The sequence below is a fragment of the Bradyrhizobium erythrophlei genome (assembly GCF_900142985.1).
GTDB lineage: Bacteria > Pseudomonadota > Alphaproteobacteria > Rhizobiales > Xanthobacteraceae > Bradyrhizobium > Bradyrhizobium erythrophlei_B.
In genome coordinates this window covers 1039668-1052741 of sequence record NZ_LT670849.1, presented here as the reverse complement: position 1 = coordinate 1052741, position 13074 = coordinate 1039668, and the positions used below count along the sequence as shown (strand labels likewise).

The 13074-nt window shown below is 58.8% G+C and carries 12 protein-coding genes and 1 tRNA gene; 4 read left to right on the top strand and 9 right to left on the bottom strand.

Going from position 1 to position 13074, the window contains the following annotated elements; all coding sequences use genetic code 11:
* Genes BUA38_RS04875 through BUA38_RS04865 form a run of 3 tightly spaced genes read right to left on the bottom strand, consistent with a single transcriptional unit; the run spans window position 1 to window position 2890 of the window.
* Window positions 1–444, bottom strand: coding sequence for a GNAT family acetyltransferase (locus BUA38_RS04875; protein WP_072825828.1), 444 nt, complete (start codon window positions 442–444; stop codon window positions 1–3).
* A 2-nt stretch (window positions 445–446) separates the two neighbouring features.
* A complete protein-coding gene (locus BUA38_RS04870; RefSeq protein ID WP_072816952.1) occupies window positions 447–1874 on the bottom strand; it encodes an FAD-binding oxidoreductase in 1428 nt (475 codons plus the stop codon).
* A gap of 26 nt (window positions 1875–1900) precedes the next feature.
* Window positions 1901–2890 carry an L-threonylcarbamoyladenylate synthase gene (locus BUA38_RS04865; protein ID WP_072816951.1) on the bottom strand — a complete coding sequence of 330 codons (990 nt, stop codon included), beginning with the start codon at window positions 2888–2890 and terminating at the stop codon, window positions 1901–1903.
* Between the two features lie 68 nt (window positions 2891–2958).
* Between BUA38_RS04865 and BUA38_RS04860 the strand changes: the two genes are divergently transcribed.
* Window positions 2959–3035: transfer RNA gene (locus BUA38_RS04860), tRNA-Pro, on the top strand.
* A gap of 190 nt (window positions 3036–3225) precedes the next feature.
* Here the strand turns inward: BUA38_RS04860 and BUA38_RS04855 are convergent.
* The 6 genes from BUA38_RS04855 to BUA38_RS04825 all read right to left on the bottom strand — a co-directional run bounded on the left by BUA38_RS04855 (window position 3226) and on the right by BUA38_RS04825 (window position 10680).
* Window positions 3226–3381 carry a hypothetical protein gene (locus BUA38_RS04855; RefSeq protein ID WP_244553193.1) on the bottom strand — a complete coding sequence of 52 codons (156 nt, stop codon included), beginning with the start codon at window positions 3379–3381 and terminating at the stop codon, window positions 3226–3228.
* Between the two features lie 289 nt (window positions 3382–3670).
* Window positions 3671–3829 carry a hypothetical protein gene (locus BUA38_RS36510; protein WP_156898402.1) on the bottom strand — a complete coding sequence of 53 codons (159 nt, stop codon included), beginning with the start codon at window positions 3827–3829 and terminating at the stop codon, window positions 3671–3673.
* A 154-nt stretch (window positions 3830–3983) separates the two neighbouring features.
* Window positions 3984–5240 carry a tyrosine-type recombinase/integrase gene (locus BUA38_RS04850; RefSeq protein ID WP_072816949.1) on the bottom strand — a complete coding sequence of 419 codons (1257 nt, stop codon included), beginning with the start codon at window positions 5238–5240 and terminating at the stop codon, window positions 3984–3986.
* Window positions 5241–5705: 465 nt separating this feature from the next.
* Window positions 5706–8966, bottom strand: coding sequence for a hypothetical protein (locus BUA38_RS04845; RefSeq protein ID WP_156898401.1), 3261 nt, complete (start codon window positions 8964–8966; stop codon window positions 5706–5708).
* Window positions 8963–9736, bottom strand: coding sequence for a hypothetical protein (locus BUA38_RS04840; RefSeq protein ID WP_072816947.1), 774 nt, complete (start codon window positions 9734–9736; stop codon window positions 8963–8965). Before BUA38_RS04840 ends, BUA38_RS04845 begins: the two co-directional genes overlap by 4 nt.
* A 713-nt stretch (window positions 9737–10449) precedes the next feature.
* Window positions 10450–10680: a helix-turn-helix domain-containing protein gene (locus BUA38_RS04825; RefSeq protein ID WP_072816944.1), complete on the bottom strand. Its 231-nt coding sequence runs from the start codon at window positions 10678–10680 to the stop codon at window positions 10450–10452.
* Between the two features lie 471 nt (window positions 10681–11151).
* Between BUA38_RS04825 and BUA38_RS04820 the strand changes: the two genes are divergently transcribed.
* From BUA38_RS04820 to BUA38_RS04810, 3 genes are read left to right on the top strand one after another with little or no spacing between them, the layout of a single operon-like run.
* Entirely contained in the window at window positions 11152–11448 is a 297-nt protein-coding gene (locus tag BUA38_RS04820; protein ID WP_072816943.1) for a type II toxin-antitoxin system RelE/ParE family toxin, read from the top strand.
* 13 nt (window positions 11449–11461) lie between these two features.
* Complete coding sequence (locus BUA38_RS04815; protein WP_072816942.1) at window positions 11462–12601, top strand: helix-turn-helix domain-containing protein; 1140 nt, start codon at window positions 11462–11464, stop codon at window positions 12599–12601.
* Entirely contained in the window at window positions 12585–13049 is a 465-nt protein-coding gene (locus tag BUA38_RS04810) for a hypothetical protein (protein ID WP_072825827.1), read from the top strand. Before BUA38_RS04815 ends, BUA38_RS04810 begins: the two co-directional genes overlap by 17 nt.
* Window positions 13050–13074: the final 25 nt, after the last annotated feature.

Below are 13074 nucleotides of genomic sequence, written 5' to 3'. Positions count from 1 at the left end.
TTAAGGCGTGGGCTCGCGGCCGTCGAGCCATTTGGCATAGATGATGCGTTCCTGCATCGTGTAGCCCAGCGAGTGGTAGAAGTCCTTCACGCCGGTGTTGTCAGCTCGCACCAGCAGCTGGAGCTTCTCGATGCCCCGCTCGCGCAGCCAGCGTTCGGCCGCGTCCATCATGATGCGTCCATATCCCTTGTGACGATGATCGGGGGAAACCGCGAGATAATAGACCCAGCCGCGATGACCGTCATGTCCGACCAGGACCGTGGCTAAAATCGCGCCGTCATCGCGGCCGATCAGTACGGTTGCGTTGGCACCTTTCCGGGCGAGGGCGATGTCGAAGGCCGGATCGTTCCACGGCCGCGTCAGCCCGCACGCTTGCCACAGCGCGACGACGTTAGCGACGTCGCCGTCGTTGATCGAGGCAATCGCCAGTGCTGGAAGCGCGATCGTCACAGCACCTTGCCGGGGTTCATGATGCCGAGCGGGTCGAGCAGGGCCTTGATCGAACGCATCAGTTCGATCGCGACCTTGTCCTTGACTTCGGGCAGTTCGTCGCGCTTGAGCACGCCGATGCCGTGTTCGGCCGAGATCGAGCCGCCCATTCGAAGCACGATCTCGAACACGACCGCGTTCACATCATGCCAGCGGGCGAGAAAATCGGTGGCGCTGCCGCCGATCGGCTGGCTGACATTGTAGTGGATGTTGCCGTCGCCGAGATGGCCGAATGGGACCGGCCGCGCGCCCGGAATAAGCTTGACGACGGCGGCATTGGCTTCCGCGATGAAGGCGGGCACGGCAGCAACCGGGACCGAGATGTCGTGCTTGATCGAGCCGCCTTCCGGCTTTTGCGCCGCCGACATCTCGTCGCGCAGTTTCCAGAAGGCCTGGCGCTGGCTCAAATTCGCCGCGATCACGGCATCGTCGACGATGCCTTGTTCCATGCCTTGCGCCAGAATCGACTCCAGCGTGGTGCGGGCGTCGTCATCCGAGGAAGACAATTCCATCAGCACGAACCAGGGATGCGGGCTGGTCAGCGGTGCGCGGATGTCGATGCCATGGCGCACGCTGAAATCGACCGCGATATCGGCGAGCAGTTCGAAACTGGTCAGGCTGCCGGCCGCTTCGTTTTGCGAGATCGACAACAGTTTGAGCGCATCTGCCGGTGACTTCAGGCCGACAAAGGCGGTCTCGATCGCGCGCGGCTTCGGAAACAGCCTCAAGGTTGCCGCCGTGATGATGCCGAGCGTGCCTTCGGCGCCGATGAAGAGGTTGCGCAGGTCGTAGCCGGTATTGTCCTTTTTCAGTTTCGACAGCGCGTTGAGAATACGTCCGTCGGCGAGCACCACCTCCAACCCCAGCGCCATCTCGCGTGCCACGCCAAAGGCAAGCGCCCCGGTGCCGCCGGCATTGGTAGAGAGATTGCCGCCGATGGTGCAGCTTCCTTCCGCGCCCAGCGACAGCGGGAAATAGCGGTCGACGTCGGCCGCCTTCTGCTGCGCGACCTGCAACACCACACCAGATTCGCAGGTCATGGTGTTGGAGGCTGGATCAATATCGCGGATCTTGTCGAGGCGGCGGGTCGAAACCACGACCTCGCCGTGATGCGGCGTCTGGCCGCCGACGAGACCGGTATTACCGCCCTGCGGAACCAGCGCGATCTTCTCTTCAGTGGCGAGCTTGCAGATCGCGGAGACTTCCGCGGTCGAGCCCGGCCGCAGTACCAGCGGAGAGTGCCCGTGAAACAGCCCGCGCTCCTCGGTTACGTAGGGCGCGACATCGGCTGGCGCCGTCACCGCATATTTGTCGCCGACGATGGCGCGAAATCGCGCGATCAGTTCGGGCGAGAGCGGGGTGGCCGGCGTCTGGACGATATTCATCGGCGTCTCTTCTACATGTTCTTCTTTTACCGGCCGATCGCGGCGCGGCGCAGCCGGTCGTTGATGGCTTCGCCAAGACCATGATGCGGCACCGGCATGACGGCGATCGTGCGCGCCAGCCTCGCATCGAGCGCGCGAAGATAGCCGAAAAGATTGGCGGCGGCCTCGCTAAGATCGCCCGCAGTGGACAAATTCATCACGGCTTTCGCCGCGCTCGCTCCGCCAATGCCGGCAGCGCCAAATGCCAGCAGCGCTTCATCGGGCTCGACGGAGGTGGCATTGAGGCGGACCGGCGTGCGCGGCGCGTAGTGCGAGGCCAGCATGCCCGGTGCGAGCGGCTGGGCGTCGTCATTGACAGCATCCTCGGGCAGCCGTTGCAGGGCATGGCCGAGCACGCGTTCGATCGCTTCGCGCGGCAGGCCGCCCGGCCGCAGCAGCATCGGGACGTCGAAGCAGGCCACAATCGTGGATTCGACGCCGACCTCGACCGGGCCGCCGTCGAGAATCAGATCGACGCGTCCCGTAAGGTCGCTTGCCACGTGCGCCGCGGTCGTTGGCGAGACGTGGCCCGAAATATTGGCGGAGGGAGCGACCACCGCCCCGCCAAAGGCGCGCAGGATGTCCCGTGCGATTCCGTGAGCGGGGACACGGATCGCGACCGTATCAAGGCCCGCGGTGGCGAGTTCCGCAACCGGGCAATTATCTGTCTTGGGCAGAACCAGCGTCAGCGGACCCGGCCAGAAGGCCTCCGCAAGCTGGATTGCGGTGGCATCAAAACGGGCGATCTTTCGGGCCGCGGCGAGGTCAGCGACATGGGCGATCAAGGGATTAAAGGAAGGGCGTCCCTTGGCCTCATAGAGCCGTGCAATGGCCGGGGCTTGGGTCGCGTCCGCGCCCAGCCCATACACGGTCTCGGTCGGGAATGCGACCAGGCCGCCTTCTGTGAGGCAGCGTGCGGCCTCGGCCACGGCGTGACCGCCGGCTGGCAAAATCTGCGTTTTCAGGCCCACCTTCACAGGTTCAAATCCTTACAAATCGACTTCTTGCGGTACGCGAAAGTGAAGGCTATAAGCCGCGTTCTTGTCGGAGCGTGGCTCAGCCCGGTAGAGCACTGCGTTCGGGACGCAGGGGTCGCAGGTTCGAATCCTGCCGCTCCGACCAAGATTTCAAACACTTATAGTTATTGATGTTTTCGGGCGCAACGAAATGCGCAATGAAATACGTGTGGCGTGTCCCAGCGGCACAGAAGCCCGAAGCTTCGCCGTGATTGAGGCCGACGAAAAGAGATGACCACAGCACGCAGCTCGTGAGTTACCGGACTGAATGAAAGAGGCCGCCCACTGAGGCGGCCTTACTGCGGCTTGTGCTTGAACACCGCGATTTTACGGCTTCGCTGCCATAGCTCTACGTCGTGCCCGTCAACGAGCTGCTTGGCCTTTTCCTTGGCCGCTTCATCGTCGGGACACTCAAGGTCGATCGCCTTGGTGAAGTGTCCGTCCGTTGCCACCAGATACGCTCTGTAATCTGTCACAGCGCAGCCGACCGAATGCCAATATTAAGATATCTTTTTTCTACTATTTCCGGTTCCGCACGCCACTAAAATAATCAAATTAGGCCACTCACATTTTCAAAACCGGCCACTAGGGGTCGAAACAGGCCAGTACCATGTCTTTCATAGACCGGCAGGTTGCATAGGTGGAACGGCCCGACTGTCCAAAAGTGGACTTAGGCAAAAATCAAGTCAGACCACCGTTTAATTCAACCTGGGGCCATTGCGGCGCGACTCTGGCGCGGCCTTAGTCTTGCTGTTCGGGAGGATGAAGTTCGACCTTCTCGGCTTCAAGCTTCTCTATCAGGTCGTCAGCGGCTTGGTGCGTTAAGGGATCGATTACCCGCTCCTTGATCCATCGGTAGTGAGCAATGGTCTTGTCGATCTCGACGCACTTCTCGCACATTCCCAGTTCCGCATTCGCGCGTGGCCGTAGCTAGTTACTTCCTATGTATGAGTAAGACGCGCAAAAGGCGGGTTTGTTCACTTGGTCAATTAGGACACTTCCAAAATCAACTTAGGACATTCGGGGGTCAAATACGGACAGTACCAATGTTTGATCAGGAGCGCCTTCCCCCAAATGCCTCGGCCGCCTCGCTCTGGAAATCCGGATGGTGGTGCCCGTAGTTGTCCTGCAACTGCTCGACCGTCATGCCGAGCCAACCCGCGGCCTGCCACATATCCGTGCCAGCCTGCATCGACCATGTCGCCGCAGTATGACGAAGGGTATGGCGCACGACGTCCTCGCCAAGGCCGGCGTCTTCTAACATTCCCTCCCATGCCGACCGGATCTTGCCCGCAAGTGGTCGACCGTCATGGGTGCGGTGGACGACGAAGATAATCTCCTCGTCGTCATCCATGAGCCCAGCGGAGCGCAACTCAATCGTGCGCGCCGCATCCAGTCGGCGCCAACGTACGAGATGCGGTCGAAGTCGATTTGCGATCTTCGCGGGCGGTCGACGTTTCTTGGTGCGCTCCTCGGCAGTGCCGCGGCCTTGATAGATCATCGCGTCCAAATTCATCCAAGGGTGCGTCAGCGTCTGTAGCCATTGCGTCCGTCGGATCGTTTCCTCGCGCCTGGCACTGTAAAGGCCGATGAGCATGAAGCGGGCGGCAGGCCTGCGTCGTTCTATGATCCAGCGTTCCCGCCGCTCGATCGAACCATCCTCGCGACGCTTCCACGTCTTCCGTTTCAAATCCCAAACGAAACCGATCGCTGCGCCAACCAGCCGGGCGGCTTCGTTGCGCGTGAGCCAACGATGTCGGCCATCGGCCTTTTCCGGCAACGTGATCTTCGGCACCACGTTGAGCACGTGCTCTGCGTGATATGCGTTGATTGCCGCCCGGAGATCCTCAAGTCGCCGCCGCGCAGTTTGATCCGACACGATTCTCGCACGCGGCGTGATGCCAGCCTTTCGATTGTTCTCATTGACCGTCCCGGTCGACCAGTCGACGAAGTCGCGACAAAGCTGGGCTTTGATGTCGGAAACCATCCTCGCGCCGAAGAAAGCATTGAGATCCTCAAGGCGGATCAGGAGGAGCTCATGTTGTGCCTCTCGACGCGGATCGCTCCCCTTCGGACGCTTCAGCCGTTCGTAGAACGTGATGACGTCGGCTATCGCGAGGAAACGAGGATCGGTTGCCCCAACGGTGCTTTTGTGGTTGGAGCCGATGTAGATCTCGAGCGCCTTCGCTGCGCCCTCAAGGTCATCGCGGCTGCAGCCTGTGCGGATTTGTCTTCCGCGATGGAGGACGATCCAAGTTGCATCGTCTTCTCGAAACCAGAGTCTGGGTGGCTTTGCTTTACGGCCCGGCATGACGGCTTCACCAGCTTTCGGATGGCTCGAGGGGTGGTCAAATCCTTGCCCGCCACGCGGGCCAATTCAAGTTGCCCCCGGCTGACAGCTGTGCGTAGCGAGGACAACGTAAGGGGGCCATCAGGGAAAAAGACCGCTACGGCCTCTGCCAAGGTCATAGGCTCGTCTTCGGTCCAAAGGGCTGGATCGGGGCGCAGCCTGGCTCGACGCAGTGGGTCGCGCACTACACGCGCCATGGCTGGCCTCCAGGTGAGGGGGCCTGTTTTGGGCCTGTCTTAGCAGGCGGCGGGGCCGGGAGGCGTGCGGAAACCCGTTGCGGGGTTTGCGGGATTAGCGGGGTTTCTTTCAGCCCCTCAACAGTTAGGAAATAGAGTTTTCTCGAAGAAACTCTTTTTTCGCGCATTAGAGCCTCTAAAGAAATCCCGCAAATCCCGCAAATCCCGCTAAACCCCGCAAGCCCCGGTATCACGCTGCCATTCCTTCTGCCGTCGTCACGTTGACAAGGAAGGTTTTCATCTTGTTGCGGTTGTCCTCGCCGGCATAAAGCGAGAGTATTTTATCGTCATGCCGGACCGGATTGCCGACATGTGCGATCAGGCGCCTGCCAACAGCCTTCGACGAAACAACGTCATTCTTCTGCCCCGGAAACAGAAATTCCCGGATCACGATCCCATCGGGTGTATTTCCATTCTCGTTGATTAGGGCTGCCACATCGGCTGCCTTGAACGTGCCGCCGGGCCAACGCTTGTTGAGGACGCCAAGGGAATCGGCGAGCGATGCGCTGTCTTCTTCGTCGCTCTCCTGCTCCAAGAACAGTTGCTGGAAATCGATCGGCAGGGGCCGGCTGCGGTCCTTCACGTCATATGCCGCCGGATCTATCGCTTCGTAGTGCAGCTTGGCTGCATTCTCAATCGCCGCGCCGACCACGCGCCACCACAGTTTAAAACGCGTTTTGGCTGGCGCCGACTTCGATTTCTTCAGCTCGGGATTTCCAAGTAGGATCTTGTAAAGCGCCCTTAGGATTTTGACGCGGTTCGCTTCGGTCCACCCCACCGGGTCGCCATGCCGAAACGGTCGATTCTCCGGGTCGGTGCGATCAACCTCAATCCGGACCTGCAGGCTCCGCGAGGCAAGATCGCCCTTCGGGGCGATATTGTTTCCCGTAAATAAGTGGATGGTTGCGGCGGAAGCTTGGACACGCTCGCTAACGCCCAACTTACGATCGACATAGGTGTCGGCTGTGCAACATCGCTCTATGTGGGGGCAAGAAATCGTTATTCCGCGGGGGACGTTATCCCACAGGATATATGGCACGCCATCCATCAAGTAGCTGAGCAGAGCTTTGCGCCGCTCCTCTTCGTTTGGCGTCCACGTCGCCGCGGCAGGCCGCAGACCAAGCGTCGCCATGATCAGCATAGTAAGGGCGGTTGTCTTGCCGCCTCCGCGACGTCCGGCGGTAACCCAGAAAGCGGGGCGCTCCGGAAACAGCGAGCGCTCAATAATCGTCATCGCGGCAGCAATCAGAATGCATTTGCCCGCATACGTGGTAGCGACGTCAACAAGCCATTCCTCACAGAGGAACTGCATCGCATCGACCACATGGTCTTTGTCGCAATCTTCCGATCGCGGCATAAGCGCCACGATTCCAGGTTCGAGCCGAAAGACAATTCCTCGCTCCCGATCGAGGCCCGGTTCGGCCAACACGTCACCGTCGGCCAAGACAAGCGGCAAGGTAGCGATGGCGCCTGCGATAGGAAGAGCTCCGCCGGTTCTCTGCATGTAGTGCCGAACGAAAGGCGACGCGAGATGAACGCTGCGGTCGGTACCATCGATGAAGTCGATGTGCCTTTCGATCAATTCCGCCGATTCCGGCTCGCTCAAGACAGTCAGCAAATGCTGCTTTGGCGGCGGAAGCTTCGTGTCCTCGCCTTCAGTGTCTTCGCCATTCGCCGCAGTAGAGCCAAAGGCATGCATCGCGACCGGTGTTCGCATCCGGCATTGCGTCAACATTCCTTCATGGTTACGCATTGGCGGCTCGGCAGCATTCAATGTGCCCAAGACGTCATCGAGCAACTGCATCTGCGGAAGCCACGGCGCATCGATAGCCGGCGCTGGAACTGCCGGGCGCGGGTCGGCGCGCTCTGCCTGCCGCCGCTTGCGCTCTTGCTCGGCATTGCTGGCGGCGGCCTTCGTGCGCGCTCCCTTTAATGTGCGCGCGATAACCCTGTGACCGAGCCCGGAACGCTCACTTGCCAACCCAAGTAATTGCTCGAGCTCGACGGCATCAAGGTCGGCCTGCAACGCCAGATCAATGAATTTGCCGACTACTTCGTCTTTCGACGCGTTATCCAGTGCCGCGCGGATGGCGCGAACATCAAGCTTAAGGTCATAGGTGGTGCGGCCATGAGCAAAGCTGTTGATCCATAGCGATCCATCTGCCTTCCGCATGATCTTGGCTTTGCATGTGCCGTATCCGACGCCCTCCAAAGGATCGGCGAGAGTTTCGCCCACGAATTTCGTTGGATCCTTCAAGACGTCGGCAACCGTCGTGCCGGCCAATGCATCGTCATCGAATTGCAATTCGAGGTCCGGCAATAGCGTACCGCCGATCTGGCATTCGACCACGCGGGTGGCTTCGCGTTTGGACATTCCGGTCCGCTTGATGAGCCGTTCTGTCTGTTCTTCGACGAACGTTTCCCGCGCTTGTGCCGCAGCCGGTGCAAGGCGTTGCTCGGCGATGGCGCGAAGTTTGTTTAGCTCGGCAATCTCGCGAAGTGAAAGCGGCGGACAGATTTCGAGGGTATCGATTACGACACCTTCAAAAACATGCGGGCGGCGCTCCTCTTCGTTTTGCGTGAGCGGAGGAACCAAGACGGGCGCGCCTTCAAACACCAGACGCTCTGGCGCTCCGACCATCCGATCGACGATTGACCGATCCAACAATTGGCCGCCGGCTCCGACCATCAGCCAGCCGAAGCCGCCCAGCCAGCAACGGTCGTGCACCGTTTTAAGGAATCGCTCAATATCCGCGCTATCTTTGACCGCGACGTAAACGTGCAGTCCCTTCGATCCGGGCAGACGTCCCCCGGTGTCGGCCCGCAAAAGCCCGGCGCTAGTAGATCGGCGCTGCATGTACGACGCGCCTCGCAATCCCGGTAACACCTCACAAAGCGCCGTCCAATATTTGCCGCGCTCCTTAAGACGTGCCTCAACCTCGACCGGCATGCCTTTTGTGTCGTAATCGAACAGGACGAAGCCGGGCTTTCCGGTACGGAATTGAATGCTGTCCGCAGTCCTGGCGATAGCGTCCGCCATGCCGTGACCATTGAACTGCTTGAGCTTGTCTTTGGTGACAACGCTGACCTGATCTGGCAAATCCGCCCGCAAGGCACCCAGGCTGATGGCTTGATCCGGCCGTAGCCCGGATATCAGCGCCGCCAATTCGGCAATGCCATCGATCGGGGTGCGAACGGCAGTGCCGCGCGGCATCAGGCATCCACTGCCATCGCTCTTGGTCGATCCGTCCTCATTCAGAGAAATGCGTTTAGTGAGCGGGCCGCCAGTTTTGGTAAAGCAGACGATTTCAAAGGGAGCCGGACGGTCGCCGGTCTCTGCCGCTGTCCTTTCGAAGGGATTCTCGCGCCTGCCGCTGATCGGAACGTCAGAAGCGCGCCCCCCCGGAGCCCACGTAGCATCGTGACTGGTCAGGTTAGGATGCACGGTCACGCCCAGACCTCCGCGTCATCTGTGATTATTCCGGCATCGAAAAGCTGTGACGTATGGTCCTGGATATCAGGCCATTTCTCGTCTTCCGCAGCTGCCAGCGCACTGGCGCAGAACTCCCGCAACACTTTTCCTTTCAGCCGTCGGCGGCTCATTAGCGCATCGGTGATATCAGCGTGGATTTGGCGGTTGCGATGGAGCTGGATAGCGCACCAATTAGCTACGTTGTCGCGCCATAGAATTTCCGCGTCTACCCCAAGCAGCGAAGCCGCTCGCTCCGCCAGAAGTTGCGACATGGTGCTTTCGTCGAGACTCGAGCCTTCCCGCCGGTCCTCACCAGCGAAAAGCATCTCTGCGGCGAGGCCGGCGTATGTTGCCCGCGATCGTCTCAGGATATGATCAAAGCTAACGGGCGAAGCTGGCGAATCCAGGAACGCGAGGTCTGGCGCGTCGGTGTAGCCTATCCAAAAAAGCTTTCCGTCCCTCGATATGGGATCTATCAGGACATTCGTTGTCCGTACGCCCAAGACAGAATTTATGACGACGTGACCGGCCTCATGGATGGCAGCCGCGCGCTTGGGCATTTCAAATGCGCGGGGTCCATATTTGCGCAGGAGGCCACCAGCAAGTGCTACGAAACGTTCGCGAACAGCCTTTCCCAAGCCCGGGCCGCACATGGTGAAGCCGGCCAACGTGAAGACGTCGTCATGCAGCAGGTCGGCGGATTGATGATAGAAGGGATTTGAGATCTGGTCGGCGTCGCCGCGCTTCATCGCTGCACCTCGAGATCATCAAGGTCGGCAGCGACGGGACTCGGTAGAGGCGACTGCACCCAAACCGTAGCGCTCATGCCGCTCGCGTTCTTGACGCGTTGCGTCGTCGGCTGGATTTCACCGAGCCTGCGAAGCTCGCTAACGCGCGGACGGACCGATAACACCGATTTGCCAAGGCGATCGGCCACGGCATCGGCTGATAAGCCGGCCGGGGAGTCGCAAATCGTCCGCAACACTTGGTCGCGGAGAGCTTTGGCAGTGTTACAGACGGCGACGGCAGCCTGCTCAGATGGACCTAGTGACTTGTATCCGGGCTGATCCGGATATTGATCGGGGAGAGGGCTCATGCGGCGCTCCCGTCCAGAGAGGCCAGGACGCTCTGCACTTCGACGACCAGTTTCGCCATGTCGTCAAATCGGCGGCCTGCGATTTCGAATACGGCCCCTGTGCGTGCGAGGCCCGTCGGTGTGGTTTTCCAACGAGCGATCGAGACAATCGTTTTTCCGCGGCGTTCGTTCAGCTCGGCACGGATGATCTCCCACGGGGAAAGCGCAAACTCGGAAACGACGCGACCGGTTGCTGGGACGCCGATTTCGGGGTGACAGACTTCGGGTGTTTTGCTATTACTTTTCAAGTTAAAATCTCTTTTGCAAAGCCGGTGCGCACGTCGACTCCCGCCAAGGAATCGTGCCGCCGGTTTTTCGTTTTGGGAGTTAGGCCGCTACGGGGTCTCGGCCGATCGCGGGCAGTGATCGCACCCAACGGCGGAGTTCGTCGACTTCAAGCAAGGTTGCCTTCCCGTCCTTGCGGGCGGTCAGCTCCTCATTTTTGATTGCTTTGAAAATGCGGGACCGGCTGCGGCCGGTAGCCATGGCTGCCTGCTCAGGCGTGTAGGCGATGGAACGCGGGGCGAACTTACTCTCGATATCCTGCAGGTCTGTCATTTTGCGCATCCTGGTTGCGTTGCGTCCCAGACAGTGCTGGGGGACGACACTCAGGATGTCGGTTCATGCCAAAGGGGGACAGGGGCGGTTCGTGCGAGTGGATTTGCTCGCTAATGTCCCGGGGCGGTAGTGGGTCAGTTTGAGAATTGCCCCTACCAGCGACGGGATGGGTACCGGGGTGAGCCGCGCGCATGGCTTAGTGGCAGCAAGGCTCGTCAGGGCCGCGCAGCGTCTTGCGCTGATAACCGGCGCTGGCGTAACCGGCAGACACGGGCAGTTTAGCGATGGTATTCTTGCTAGCTTCAGTTGCGCCCGAGTCTCGTCCGGATTGCCATTCCCTTGCGAAGTAACCGGAGGACCTGAAGCGTTGGTCCGTAAGCGACTGAAACATATTGCAAAAAAAGCGAAAATCACCCTTAGGGTGAAAGGGTGATTGACAGTATGTTAAGACTCGCTATATAGGGGGTGTCCATGGACGTGACCTTTAAAGATTCGTCCCTGGATCAGCTGGAGACCGATGCGAAGTTCAGCGGAGGTTTTAGCGACGGGATAGTGAAAGCCTACCGCAAGGCGATGCAGCACATTCGCGCGGCATCGGATGAGAGAACGCTCTATTCCCGACGGTCTTTCAAGTTTGAAAAGCTCAAGGGCGACCGTGAGGGTCAGTATTCGCTCCGATTGAATGACCAATGGAGATTGATCGTTGAGCTAAAGGACGGAAATCCACAAAAGACGGTGCACGTAATCGAAATCGTCGACTATCACTAAGAGAGAACCTGAAATGCCTCCTCGTATTCCTGCCGAAGTGTTCCCACCGGGAGACTTCATCCGTGACGAGCTGGATGCTCGCGGATGGACGCAGGAGGACCTTGCCAAAATCATGGATCGCCCGGTTCAGGCCATAAATGAAATCATTTCCGCAAAGAAGCAGATCACGCCAGATACGGCAGTTGGATTGGCGAGAGCATTTGGCGATGACGACGCGCTCTATTGGATGAATCTTGAGAGCGTATATCGCTTGGCCCAAACCAAGCCAGCCGACGAATCTGTAGGGCGTCGCTCAGCGCTGTATTCAATGTTCCCAGTCCGCGAACTTATGAAGCGGAAATGGATCGAGCCGTCTGAGAGGGCCGAAGTTGTCGAGCATCGTGTTTGCCGCTTCTACAACATCCGTAACATCAATGAGAAACCAGCATTCCCGCATGCGGCGCGCGCTAATCAGTATGAAGAGCGCACACCTCTGCAATGGGCTTGGTTGTTTCGCGCTTACCAATTAGCCCAAGCTGTAACCGCAACTCCATACTCAGACCAAAGACTTCGGGCGGCGCTGCCAAAGTTGCGTGAACTTTTGATGGCGCCGGAGGAGATTAGACAAGTACCGCAAATTCTAGCTAGCGCTGGAGTCCGCTTTGTCATCGTTGAATTTTTGCAGGGGGCGAAAATAGACGGTGCAGCATTCTGGATTGATGAAAAGCCAGTCATTGCGATGTCACTGAGATACGACCGCCTGAATAACTTCTGGTTCGTTCTGCGTCACGAAATCGAGCATATCTTAAAAAAGGATGGACTCATTGTAGACCTTGAGATGACAGAGGCATTGCAGCGGAAAGATGTACTGCCGCCTGAAGAGGTTCGCGCGAATGATGCCGCTAGTGAATTTCTCGTTCCAAAATCTGAGTTGGACGGCTTTATCAAGCGAGTAAGGCCACTTTATTCGGGTGAGCGCATACTTCTGTTTGCGAAAAGAATTGGCGTGCATCCGGGTTTGGTTGTTGGACAGCTCCAGTTTAGAGATGAAGTGCCATATACGCACTTCCACAAATACTTGGTGAAAATCCGGGAGATAATCACTCAAACAGCATTGACGGACGGTTGGGGGAACGTTCCGCCAAATGGAGCAGAAGATGGCCAAGCTCAATGATCAACTTCTAAGGATCGTGGAAGATTATCGCGCTTCCGGCGGGGAATGGCCCGCAACGCGAGATCAAATTGCAGAATGGGCTGTAACAAACGAGCGTTACGAATTGACGCGGGGTATGGCCGTGAGACAGTGCGCGGAACGGATAGGTCGCGCAATGGGACTCCAGCACTTCAAGGATAGAAAGGGCCGGAGCGTTAGAAAATATTATGCGGCTCCCGTCCGCGAGAACGGCCAGCTTGTCATGAAATGGGATGACTGCAATGCGCCGCGCCCCTTCATGGAAATCGCCGCTGCGAACCGACGCAATCAGATTTTAGGCCAGTGTTGGCAGTTGAAAAACGACATGGATAGCTACAGCGAGCGCCGCTGTCCTGAACAGCCAATCCAGCTAGATTTCGATTTCAACATAGATTTGGAAGAGCTTGGCCAGCTCAATACCGCGGCTTAGCTCTTTTTCCAACGAGCGCTAGCGG